The 12,171-nt window shown below is 34.2% G+C and carries 11 protein-coding genes; 6 read left to right on the plus strand and 5 right to left on the minus strand.

Features of this window, described 5'->3' with window-relative positions; all coding sequences use genetic code 11:
* Positions 1–36 precede the first annotated feature (36 nt).
* The gene (gene dgt / locus ACM55H_RS07450; RefSeq protein WP_416835921.1) at positions 37–1,383 is read left to right on the plus strand and encodes a dGTP triphosphohydrolase; all 1,347 of its coding nucleotides are present in this window, start codon (positions 37–39) and stop codon (positions 1,381–1,383) included.
* A gap of 2 nt (positions 1,384–1,385) precedes the next feature.
* Here the strand turns inward: dgt and ACM55H_RS07455 are convergent, their stop codons facing one another.
* On the minus strand, positions 1,386–2,414 hold the full coding sequence (locus tag ACM55H_RS07455; protein WP_416835922.1) for a DUF3078 domain-containing protein: 1,029 nt from the start codon (positions 2,412–2,414) through the stop codon (positions 1,386–1,388).
* Between the two features lie 38 nt (positions 2,415–2,452).
* Positions 2,453–4,234 carry a 1-deoxy-D-xylulose-5-phosphate synthase gene (locus tag ACM55H_RS07460; protein ID WP_416835923.1) on the minus strand — a complete coding sequence of 594 codons (1,782 nt, stop codon included), beginning with the start codon at positions 4,232–4,234 and terminating at the stop codon, positions 2,453–2,455.
* A 38-nt stretch (positions 4,235–4,272) separates the two neighbouring features.
* On the opposite strand from ACM55H_RS07460, the gene ACM55H_RS07465 reads away from it, so the two are divergent.
* A complete protein-coding gene (locus tag ACM55H_RS07465; protein ID WP_416835924.1) occupies positions 4,273–4,716 on the plus strand; it encodes a nucleoside deaminase in 444 nt (147 codons plus the stop codon).
* A 23-nt stretch (positions 4,717–4,739) separates the two neighbouring features.
* On the opposite strand, the gene ACM55H_RS07470 is transcribed toward ACM55H_RS07465, so the two are convergent.
* A complete protein-coding gene (locus ACM55H_RS07470) occupies positions 4,740–5,573 on the minus strand; it encodes an AraC family transcriptional regulator (RefSeq protein ID WP_416835925.1) in 834 nt (277 codons plus the stop codon).
* A 225-nt stretch (positions 5,574–5,798) separates the two neighbouring features.
* Between ACM55H_RS07470 and ACM55H_RS07475 the strand changes: the two genes are divergently transcribed.
* Entirely contained in the window at positions 5,799–6,965 is a 1,167-nt protein-coding gene (locus ACM55H_RS07475; protein ID WP_416835926.1) for an MFS transporter, read from the plus strand.
* 76 nt (positions 6,966–7,041) lie between these two features.
* On the opposite strand, the gene ACM55H_RS07480 is transcribed toward ACM55H_RS07475, so the two are convergent.
* Together ACM55H_RS07480 and ACM55H_RS07485 are read right to left on the minus strand one after the other, a co-directional pair.
* Complete coding sequence (locus ACM55H_RS07480; RefSeq protein WP_039108670.1) at positions 7,042–8,586, minus strand: Rne/Rng family ribonuclease; 1,545 nt, start codon at positions 8,584–8,586, stop codon at positions 7,042–7,044.
* 313 nt (positions 8,587–8,899) lie between these two features.
* Positions 8,900–9,190: an HU family DNA-binding protein gene (locus ACM55H_RS07485; protein ID WP_016989051.1), complete on the minus strand. Its 291-nt coding sequence runs from the start codon at positions 9,188–9,190 to the stop codon at positions 8,900–8,902.
* A 133-nt stretch (positions 9,191–9,323) separates the two neighbouring features.
* On the opposite strand from ACM55H_RS07485, the gene mutY reads away from it, so the two are divergent.
* Genes mutY through ACM55H_RS07500 form a run of 3 tightly spaced genes read left to right on the plus strand, consistent with a single transcriptional unit; the run spans position 9,324 to position 12,167 of the window.
* Positions 9,324–10,361 carry an A/G-specific adenine glycosylase gene (mutY, locus tag ACM55H_RS07490; RefSeq protein ID WP_416835927.1) on the plus strand — a complete coding sequence of 346 codons (1,038 nt, stop codon included), beginning with the start codon at positions 9,324–9,326 and terminating at the stop codon, positions 10,359–10,361.
* A gap of 46 nt (positions 10,362–10,407) precedes the next feature.
* On the plus strand, positions 10,408–10,848 hold the full coding sequence (locus ACM55H_RS07495; protein ID WP_039108672.1) for a single-stranded DNA-binding protein: 441 nt from the start codon (positions 10,408–10,410) through the stop codon (positions 10,846–10,848).
* A 23-nt stretch (positions 10,849–10,871) separates the two neighbouring features.
* Positions 10,872–12,167 carry a gliding motility-associated protein GldE gene (locus tag ACM55H_RS07500; RefSeq protein WP_416835928.1) on the plus strand — a complete coding sequence of 432 codons (1,296 nt, stop codon included), beginning with the start codon at positions 10,872–10,874 and terminating at the stop codon, positions 12,165–12,167.
* The last annotated feature ends 4 nt before the right edge of the window (positions 12,168–12,171 follow it).

A 12,171-nucleotide genomic window follows, 5' to 3' on the forward strand; every position in this document is an offset into this window, starting at 1 on the left:
TTCTGTATCTTTGAAACCAAATCCTAAAAATAAACCATGAACTGGGAACAACTTTTATCATTAAGAAGACAAGGCGACAAAGGCAAAAGATTACGTGTAGAACAGGACGATACCCGTTTGGGTTTTGAAGTTGATTATGACCGTATAATTTTCTCTTCCGCTTTTAGAAGTTTACAGGATAAAACACAGGTTATTCCATTGTCGAAAACTGATTTTGTACACACCAGATTAACGCACAGTTTAGAAGTCTCGGTAGTGGGGCGTTCTTTAGGGCGATTGGTTGGAAAAAAAATTATAGAAAAATATCCACATTTAAAAGAAGTTCACGGCTATCATATGAATGATTTTGGCGCTATTGTTGCCGCAGCATCATTGGCTCATGATATTGGAAATCCACCTTTTGGACATTCTGGTGAAAAAGCGATTGGAGAATATTTTTCTATTGGAAAAGGACAGCAATACAAAGACCAACTTACTGCAAAAGAATGGCAGGATTTAATTGATTTTGAAGGGAATGCCAATGGATTTTCGGTACTGACAGCAGGTCGTCCAGGAATAGAAGGCGGACTTAGAATTTCCTATGCTACTCTTGGTGCTTTCATGAAATATCCAAAGGAAAGTTTGCCGAAAAAACCAACCGCAGCTATTGCCGATAAAAAATACGGTTTCTTTCAAACGGATAAAGCCTTTTTTCAAGATGTGGCTGCTGATATGGGTTTGATTCCAAATAAATCAGGAGATAATGTAGGTTTCGAAAGACATCCTTTGGCTTATTTAGTCGAAGCTGCGGATGATATTTGTTACACCATTATTGATTTTGAAGACGGTATCAACTTAGGATTAGTTTCCGAAGATTTTGCCTTGGAATATTTGATAAAATTGGTAAAAGACAGCATTGACACGTCTAAATATAAGACTTTAGAAACCAAAGAAGACCGAATTAGTTATTTGCGCGCTTTGGCAATTGGAAGTTTAATTAATGATGCAGTTAAAGTTTTTATCGAAAATGAAGCATTAATTCTGGAAGGTAAATTCCCTTTTGCAATTATGGATAAAAGCAAGTACAAAGCACAAATGGATGATATTATAAAAATTAGTGTCAAAAACATTTATCAAAGCCGAGAAGTCATCGAGAAAGAAATCGTCGGCTATCAGATTATACAAACACTATTGGATAAATTCATAACTGCTTTCAATAATAAATTCAACGGAGAAGCATCTAATTATGATGCTTTAATCATGAAAATGTTGCCGGAGAAACACCATTTAGAAAAAGAAAATCTTTATGGAAGATTACTTCATATTTGTCATTATGTGTCTCTTTTGACTGATGGGAATGCACTTGAATTATTTGAAACTATTAATGGAAGAAAGAAGGCTTAATGTTAAAAAACATAAACAATTCCAACTCCTAGCAGTTGTTTTAGTTGTGCTTTAGCGCCTTGGGTAACTTGAGTGCCGTCAACTTCTTTTTTTGATTTTATATCGTCATCATAAACGATTCGCGTTCCTATATTTGCTTTTACATATTGATTTACAACTAAGTCTAATAATAAATCGCAATCCACATCGACATTGCCAAAGTTATTGATGTAATCAGAGTACAAACTCAAGCGGTTTTCTAAATTGATGTTTTTAAAAATTTCTTTCTTATAAGAGCTAGTCATTAAAAAACCAAGTTCTGTTTTAGATTTTTTACCTTCAGTAATTAAAACACCGTTTGCGTCATAGATAGCTTTTGTAACTCCAAAAGCCCCTTGATTTGCCAATCTTTGATCTAAAACTAATGTAGTTTTAAATGTAAAAGGGGAAACATAAAAGGTTCTTTTTTTCTCTTTGTTTATATTTTCGGCTCCTATCCCCATGAAAATATAAGCAGGTGCAAATGGTTTTGAAATAGCAATTTCCTTGTTAGGATATGAATAACCATTAGTAAACTGGCTATTGAAATTAAATTTTGCTGAGTGGTACCAGTTAGAAAGAGTATCTTGGCGATAACCAAATGTAGAATTGAATTGAAGTGCATCATCTGTTTTTCTGACTTCAATTCCGTCTTGCTTATTTAAGCCATAGCGAACAATAAGCTCATTGGACCATTTGTAATTATCTCGATTATAAACCCTTAAAAAATTGCCCTTAAAAAGTCCTGATATTGAACTTGTACCACCGGCACTCCAATTGACAAAAGCAATTTCTGAAATGTCAAAGCCTAAAGTATTTTTTTTTATCCAATGCGATAAAGGAAGGTAATATGTTTTCGTTTGTATTTTTAGTGCGACAGTCAATGGTGTGTATGGAGTCACTTTTACGAGCGTTGAAACAGGTGAAAGTTCTGATATTGCTGTTTCTTGGGAAAAACTATTTATAGAAATTGTGAATATAAAGAAAAGAATAGCGTAGGACAGTAATTTCATTATAATGTGTTTAAATTTAAGGTTGCAAAATAATTATTTTAATAGCTTGAAAAAAGTATTTCAAGACTTTTAACGTCAATTTTGCAATATTGTTGTAATTCAGCTACAGTTCCCTGTTCAATGAACTCATCAGGAATACCAAGAATGGTTATTTTTGAAATATAATTATTCTCAGATGCAAACTCAAGAATCGCACTTCCAAAGCCTCCTTTGATAACGCCATCTTCTATTGTGATTATAGTTGTAAATTTAGTGAAAATGGAGTGTAAGGCGTTTTTATCTAGCGGTTTAACAAAAGGGAAGTCGTGATGAGAAATGTTTGTTGCATCTTTCATTTTGTTTATAGCCAAAGTAACATTGTTTCCAATTGTTCCATTGGATAAAACGGCTACTTTCGAGCCTTCTTTAATACAAATACTTTTTCCAATTTCTATTTTTTCATACTTTCCAAGATGTTGATTTTGCCAATCTGCAATAACACCACGACCACGCGGATACCGTATTGCTATTGGATGGTTTAAACCCAATTGTGCTGTGTATAAGATGTTTTGTAATGCTATTTCGTTCATTGGAGCATAAACAATCATATTGGGAATGCAACCTAAATATGCCAAATCGAAAACGCCATGATGCGTTGCGCCATCTTCACCAACTAATCCGGCTCTGTCCAAACAAAAAATTACCGGGAGGTTCTGTAAAGCCACATCATGAATCACCTGATCATAGCCTCTTTGTAAAAAAGTAGAATAGATGTTGCAAAAAACGACCATGCCTTGTGTCGCCATTCCAGCTGCTAGAGTCACTGCGTGTTGTTCAGCAATTCCCACATCAAAAGCACGTTTTGGAAAAGCGTCCATCATAAATTTCAAGGAGCTCCCTGACGGCATTGCAGGCGTGATTCCAATAATTTTTTCGTTCTTTTTGGCTAAATCTAATAGGGTCAAACCAAAAACATCTTGGTATTTTGGTGGTAAATTTTCTTCGGATTTTATATGAATTTCGCCTGTGTTGGCATCAAATTTTCCGGGTGCATGGTATTTTACCTGATCGTCTTCGGCTTGTCGCAATCCTTTTCCTTTTGTGGTAATAACATGGAGGAATTTTGGACCTTTTATTTTTTGCAAACGTTTTAATTCTTTGACAACGGCAAAAATATCGTGACCGTCTATTGGACCTGAATAATTAAAATTCAGGGACTTAATCATGTTGTTTTGTCTTGGGTTCTTTCCTTCTTTTACGGCAGTGAGATATTTTTTCAATGCTCCTACGCTTGGGTCAATTCCAATAGCATTATCATTGAGAATTACCAATAAATTAGCATCAGTAACTCCAGCGTGATTTAGGCCTTCAAAAGCCATTCCTGATGCGATGGAAGCATCTCCAATCACCGCAATGTGTTGTTTGTTGTAATCGCCTTTCAAATTAGAAGCAATTGCCATTCCTAAAGCTGCCGAAATTGAAGTAGAGGAGTGGCCTACGCCAAAAGCATCATAAATACTCTCACTTCTTTTTGGGAAACCGGAAATACCGCCCAGTTGTCTGTTGGTATGAAAATTTTCTCTTCTGCCCGTCAGTATTTTATGTCCATAAGCTTGATGTCCTACGTCCCATATCAACAAATCGTTTGGTGTGTCAAAAACATAATGCAGGGCAATAGTTAGTTCTACAACTCCAAGACTTGCGCCGAGATGTCCTTCTTTTACAGAGACGATATCGATAATGAAATCACGTAACTCTTGAGCGACTTGCGGAAGTTGGGCTTCATCAAGCTGGCGTAAATCGGTTGGGTTATTTATGTTTGAAAGTAAATTATCTGACATAAAGCAAATGTACGAATTGAATTCTTATTTTTGTAACTATGATAAATCCTTTCACTGACGAATATTTTATGAAAAAAGCTTTGCAGGAAGCCGAAATGGCTTTTGAAAAAGGCGAAATTCCTGTTGGTGCCATTATTGTTGTTGATAATAAAGTAATAGCACGAGGTCATAACCTTACTGAAATGCTAGTTGACGTAACGGCTCATGCCGAAATGCAGGCTATTACTGCTGCTGCGAATTATCTCGGCGGAAAATATTTAATTGGTTGTACACTTTATGTGACGTTGGAACCCTGTCAAATGTGTGCTGGTGCTTTGTATTGGAGCCAGATTTCTAAAATCGTTTTTGGCGCAAGCGATGAAAATCGCGGTTTTGTAAAAATGGGAACGCAATTGCATCCTAAAACTACTGTTGTTTCTGGAATTATGGCAAATGAAGCTTCGGAGTTGATGAAGCGATTTTTTGTGGAGAGAAGGAAATAAAAAAGTAATCTCGTTTGAAAAAATCACAGTTTCTTAAAGTCGCTAGGCTTCATGTTTTTTTGTTTTTTAAAGTAATTCGACAGATGGCTTTCGTCTGTAAAACCAAATTCATAAGCAATTTGTTTGATGGACATTTGGTTGTTAGAAATTCTTTTTTCGATTAATTTGGTTCGTAATGTATTGATGTAATCTCTATAAGTTATCGAAAAACTTCGTTTGAAATAAGTACCGAAGTAGGTGTGGGAGATATTAAAATGTGTCGAAATTGATTTGATTTGAATCAGTTTTGGATTGTAAATATTTTGATGAATATAAGAGGTAATCTGTTCGTTGTCAATGTTTGTACCTGTGACTTGCATGTTCATACAACGCATTGTTTCCTTAATTAATCCGAAAAGAGATAAAATTTGGTAAAAAATAATTGGCGATGTAGAAACATTTGTTTTGCTATTGTAAGCTGTAATGTTTTCGATAGTGTTTTTTAAAATTGTCTTGCAAGGGTCGTCGAGTCTTAATACGGTTTCCTTTAGTGATTTGTCCCTCATGAAATTTTCCGGCGTATTCAACAGAAACTCGTCACAAGAAAGCTTTTTATTCGAATTAAAATAATTGTCCGTAAATTTTATAAAGACAAAACGTGTGCTTTTTTTTATGTCAAAATAGTGCTCATCGTCTGGTGAAATTACAAATAAATCCCCAGTTTTATACGATAATAGATTGTTGTTCAAATGATGGATGCCGTTACCTTTTGCTATATAAATAATTTCATAATAGGTGTGACTATGGGTTGGAAGATGAAATTTGTCTTCTTCAAATTCATCAATGACTAAAGTTTCAAATTGATTTAATTTGGGCATATTGTATAATTACAAGTTTATATTGCAAAAATACAACTTATTTGGATTAGCTATAAATAAATTTGTCCCATGAAAAAACAATCAATTTTAAAAACACAAATTAGGATATTAGGTGTTGTTGTCGCCCTTTTATCTTATCGTGGAGAATCTTGAAATCAAAACTTGGTTTCAAAACTATCTCAAAAAAAATAGTTTTAAATACATTAATATTTTTATAAAAAGAAAATGAAAAAAAGTCTCATCGCGCTCTCATTGGGCGGTTTAACTATAGGAATAACTGAATTTGTGATGATGGGTTTGCTGCCGGACATCGCTTCAGATTTAAAAATTACAATACCAGTCGCTGGATATTTGATTTCTGCATATGCTTTGGGAGTCGTAATTGGCGCTCCCTTATTGGTTATTATCGCAAGAAATTATCCTCCTAAAAAAATACTTTTGATTTTGGCTGCTATGCTTGCTTTTTTCAATGCGCTTTCGATTATTGCACCAAATTATGAATTCTTATTTGCTTCAAGATTGCTTTCAGGATTGCCTCATGGAGCCTTTTTTGGAGTTGGAGCCGTTGTTGCCAGCAGTCTGGCTGATAAAGGAAAAGAGGCACAGGCTATATCTATTATGTTTTCGGGATTGACAATAGCGAACCTTGCGGGAGTCCCTATTGGAACGTATATCGGACATCATTATACGTGGCGTTATACTTTTATAATAATTGCAATTGTTGGGTTGCTAACTTTTGTTTCTCTTTATTTTTGGATGCCGAACCTGAAAGCAGGCGCAAAAGAAACAATTAAAAGCCAGTTGCAATTTTTTAAGCAAACGGAAGCCTGGCTAATCATTTCAATTACTGCTTTTGGTTGTGGTGGATTATTCTGTTGGATCAGCTATATTGCTCCGCTACTGACAGATGTTTCTAAATTTTCAGCCGAAGATGTGCCTTATATCTTAATCTTGGCTGGCTTGGGAATGGTTTTTGGTAATTTTATTGGAGGAAAATTAGCGGATAGATTTTCTCCTGCAAAAACAATTATAATGCTACTTTTTATAATGGCCTTGGATTTATTGTTAGTGTATTTCTTTTCTTCAAGTCAGTATATGACTTTAGCCTTAGTGTTTTCTACGGGTTGTATTTCTTTTGCAATTGTGGCACCAATTCAGATGCTTATGATTCAGACAGCCGTTGGTGCTGAAATGATTGCTTCGGCTGCAATTCAGGCTGCATTTAATGTCGGAAATGCTTTGGGGGCTTTCCTCGGCGGATTGCCTTTAGTGCTTGGTTTTAGTTATGCATCTCCTAATTTAATTGGTGTTGGGATGTCACTTGTGGGAGTTCTTATTACCTTTGTGTTTCTTCAAAGAAAGAGAAGTGCCTTGAAGTTGCAAGCTGTTTAAATATTTAAAGGCACGCCTTTTATTAGTAAAAAAAAGACATAAAAAAACCGCCAATCTCACGAAAGGCGGTTTTAATTTATTCTATAATAACATTTTCTTTTTTATCGAAGAAATGATATTCTAAATACGTGTAAGCGTCACGAGGTATGATTTTCACCCACTTTTTATGTTCAAGAAACCATTTTGAACGTAATGATGGAAAACCTTTGGTAAGGTATGCTGCCACAAATGGATGTACATTAAGTACGACTTCTTTGTGATTTTTTAAAACTCTTTCTAAATCGGAAGCAATTTTATCAATGATTAATATTGGAGCTTCAATTTCTCCATTTTCATTGTTTGGATCTTCTTCTCTAGTTTTAATGTTTACTTCTGGTCTTACTCTTTGTCTTGTAATTTGAACTAATCCAAATTTACTCGGAGGTAAGATTTTATGTTTTGCTTTATCGTCGCTCATTTCTTCCCTTAGGAATTCGAACAAAACTTTACGATTTTCTGGATTAGACATGTCGATAAAATCTACTACGATTATTCCGCCCATATCACGAAGACGCAATTGTCTTGCAATTTCAGCAGCAGCAATCATATTCACTTCCATGGCCGTATCTTCTTGGTTGGTAGCTTTATTAGAACGGTTTCCGCTATTTACGTCTATAACGTGTAAAGCTTCAGTATGTTCGATAATAAGATAAGCTCCTTTACTCATGGAAACGGTTTTTCCAAAGGATGTTTTGATTTGTCTCTCTATGTTATATTTCTCAAAAATTGGTGTATCATTTGATTGATAAAACTTAACAATTGATTGTTTGGATGGTGCAATTTCTTGCAAGTAATCCTTCGTTTGGTTGTACAACTCTTCGTCATCAATTTGAATACCACTAAAGGTATCATTAAATACATCTCTTAATATAGAAGAAGCTCTGTTGAGTTCTCCTAATACTTTGGACGGATGATGAGCAGTTGGTAATTTTTTACACATTGCAGTCCATCTGCTAAGCAGGTTCTGCAAATCTTTTTCTAATTCGGCTGTATTTTTGCCTTCGGCTACTGTGCGAACAATAACACCAAATCCTTTTGGTTTGATGGATTGTACCAATCGTTTCAAGCGTTCTTTTTCTTTTTTGTCTTCTATTTTTTGAGAAATAGAAACGCGGTCAGAAAACGGAACTAAAACTATAAATCTTCCGGCAAGAGAAAGCTCAGCGCTAATTCTTGGACCTTTAGTAGATATAGGTTCTTTGACGACTTGTACTAAAACAGATTGATTGGCACTTAATACATCAGTAATGGTACCATCTTTATCTATTTCTTTTTCAAACTGAAAGGTTTTTAGGGAGAAATCTTTTAATTTACCTGCGCTTACAAGTTTTATGAATTTCAGTTGGGAAGATAGATTAGGTCCTAAATCGTGATAATGTAAAAAAGCATCTTTTTCGAAGCCTACATTTACAAAAGCAGCATTAAGTCCGGCAACTGGTTTCCTGATTTTGGCAATAAAAATATCACCTACCTGGAAGTTGCTTTTTTCTTCTTCTTTGTGTAATTCAATTAGTTTTCCATCTTTTAATAAGGCAAAATCTACGGCTTCAGAACTAGATCTTATGATTAATTCTTTATTCACGCTGTAAATTTTTTATCTATTCGCCGAGGCGAACAAATGGATTAAACAATATTTAACAGGTATTGAACCCGGGGAAAATTAGCTGGCAGTTTGCAGTCTTAAGTTTGCAGATAACTGAATACTAAAAACGGAATACTGATTACTAACTTTCGATTTCAATGAACGTTTAAAAAGAAAAAAGTAGTTTAAAACTACTTTTTCTTTTTGTGACGGTTAGCTCTCGCTCTTTTTTTACGTTTGTGAGTCGCTACCTTATGTCTCTTTCTTTTTTTACCGCTTGGCATATCTTGAAGATTTATGATTAATTAATATATTATTTTGCTTCGTTATTTATTTTTACTCCTTCTACAAAAACTTTTGCAGGTTTGAATGCAGGAATATTGTGTGCAGGAATTTTTATTGTTGTGTTTTTTGAGATATTTCTACCAGTTTTCTCCGCTCTAGTTTTTACGATAAAACTTCCAAAACCTCTTAAATAAACATTGTCTCCAGTTTCTAATGAATTTTTCACTTCATTCATAAAAGTCTCTACAGTTGCTTGCACATCTCCTTTTTCAAGACCTAATTTTTCTGAAATTTTTGCTACGATATCTGCTTTCGTCATTTTCTTTCCTATTTATTATGTTGTACTATTTTTTTGAGTTTGCAAATATAGGAATTTAAAAAACAATTATTCAAGCTAATTCATTAAATTTTAATAACATAAACTTTTACTTTTGCCAACAAATAATTAAAACATGACTTTTTCTAACTTGCTAATACAATGGTATTTATGTAACAAGCGCGATTTGCCTTGGCGAAATACGACCAATCCTTATCCTATTTGGCTCTCGGAAATTATGTTGCAACAGACAAGAGTCGCTCAGGGGATGCCTTATTTTCTTTCTTTTACAGCAGCATTTCCTACTGTTTTTGATTTGGCAAAAGCCGATGAAGAGCAAGTTTTGAAACTTTGGCAAGGTTTGGGCTATTATTCGCGTGCTCGAAATTTGCATAAAACGGCACAATATGTAGCGAACGAATTATCGGGCGTTTTTCCTATTACTTATAAGGAGTTACTGGAACTAAAAGGAATTGGAGAATATACCGCGGCGGCAATTGCTTCTTTTTCTTATAATGAAGTGGTTCCTGTTGTTGATGGAAATGTGTTTCGGGTTTTGTCGCGTTATTTTGATGTTGAAACGGATATTGCTGCGGCTTCCACCAAAAAAGAATTCGCTGCTCTGGCTTTTGAATTAATGCCAAAAGACAATCCTGCTATTTTCAATCAAGCCATCATGGAGTTTGGTGCTTTGCAATGTGTTCCTAAAAGTCCCAATTGCGGCATTTGTGTTTTTAACGAGAGTTGTGCCGCTTTGCAGAAAAACAAAGTAGATCAATTGCCTGTAAAATCTAAGAAACTGAAAGTAAGGAATCGTTTTTTTAATTATTTGGTTGTCAATGATGAGAATGAAAACACAATAATTCAAAAGCGAACTGATAAAGGAATTTGGCATAATCTATATGAGTTTCCTTTGATAGAAACTGAAAAAGAGGAATGCTTTGGTTTTATTACGGAACGTATTCAAAAAGAATTTTTTACTAATAATGGGATTGTTAGTATAATGGAGTGTAATGAAAAGAGTATCATTCATAAACTGTCGCACCAACACTTGCATATCAAGTTTTGGAAAGTAAATATAAAAGGTACAATTGAAAACGGAATAGATGTTGCGTCTTTAATTACATTTCCTTTCCCAATTGTGATTCATAATTTTATTGAAAAGGATTTATAAAGTTTCTAAAAAAATGTATCTTTGAGAGAAATACGATTTAAATACCATGAACGGAACATTAAATAAGGTTATGCTAATTGGTCATCTGGGAGATGATGTTAAAATGCATTATTTTGATGGAGGAAATTGTATCGGTAGATTTCAATTGGCGACAAATGAAGTTTACATCAATAAAACAACCAACGAAAAAATTACTTCTACTGAATGGCATAATTTGGTTGTCCGTAATAAAGCAGCCGAGCTTTGTGAAAAGTACCTTTCAAAAGGAGATAAAATATATGTAGAAGGTCGATTGAAATCGCGTCAGTGGCAAGCGGAAGACGGTTCTACAAAACACACTGTCGAAATTCAGGTTACCGAGTTTACTTTTTTATCTACCAAAAAAGGAAATGAAGACAACAAATCTATTCAAAGTCCAGAATCCGTAAAAAATACTAACTTTGACCCGCAAAATAACGGTTTGCCAGTCAATGATTTACCGTTTTGATTGTTTAACTAATCTTTTTTAATTTGGACCCAGAGCCCAGTTTATTTTTTGCTTACGCCATAGACACTGACTTAGTGTTTGGTTTTGTTGGGATATTTGCCTTACTTTTTTGTTCTGCAATTGTTTCAGGAGCAGAAGTAGCATTGTTTTCGTTATCTCAAAAAGACATCGACGAAACGTTGAACGAAAATGTTTCAAAAGGAAAAATTATCTCGAATCTTTTAGAAAAACCCAAAAAGCTTTTAGCTACACTTCTTGTCGCTAATAATTTCATCAACATTGGAGTTGTAATCTTATTTTCATTTGTTGGAAAAAACCTGTTTGCAGCGGTAACTTCACCTATTTTAAAATTCATTCTTGAAGTAATTGTGGTTACTTTTCTATTGTTGCTTTTTGGAGAGGTTTTGCCAAAAGTGTATGCGAGTAGAAACAATATTAAGTTTGCCAAGTTGATTGCGTATCCTGTAGCGGCGCTTGATAAATTGCTTTCGCCAATAAGTTTGCCGATGCGCAAAATCACTATTTATTTGCACAATAAACTAGGGAAACAAAAGACAAATTTCTCTGTAAATCAATTATCACAAGCACTTGAACTGACAGATTCGGATGAAACAACTTCAGATGAGCAAAAAATATTAGAAGGAATTGTAAGTTTTGGGAATACGGATACGAAACAGGTGATGAGTCCCAGAATTGATATTTTTGCTTTGGAAATTGACGAGTCGTTTTCAGTTATTTGTCCAAAAATTATAGAAAAAGGATATTCCAGAATTCCTGTTTACCGTGACAATATAGATCAGATAGAAGGCGTTTTGTTTGTGAAAGATTTATTACCACACATAAATACGAGTGAATTTGATTGGAAGTCATTAGTAAGAGAACCGTTTTTTGTTCCTGAAAATAAAAAATTAGACAATTTGTTGAAGGATTTCCAAAGTATGAAAAGTCACTTGGCAATTGTAGTTGATGAATATGGAGGGACTTCTGGTTTGGTTTCTTTGGAAGATGTAATCGAAGAAATCGTTGGTGATATCAGTGATGAATTTGATGATGATAATATCAATTTTTCTCAAATTGATGATAAAAATTATCTTTTTGAAGGGAAAATAAATCTCAAAGATTTCTACAGAATTATTGATGTAGACGAAGAATTATTCGAAATTAAAAAAGGTGAAGCCGAAACATTAGCTGGATTTATTCTTGAGATTTTAGGAAATTTTCCAAAAAAAGATCAGAAAATCTCATTTGAAAACTGCCAATTCACGGTAGAAGCGGTAGATAAGAAACGAATTAAACAAATAAAAGTAACGATTGAATAATTAA

The organism is Flavobacterium cryoconiti (assembly GCF_048158645.1).
GTDB classification, from domain to species: domain Bacteria; phylum Bacteroidota; class Bacteroidia; order Flavobacteriales; family Flavobacteriaceae; genus Flavobacterium; species Flavobacterium cryoconiti.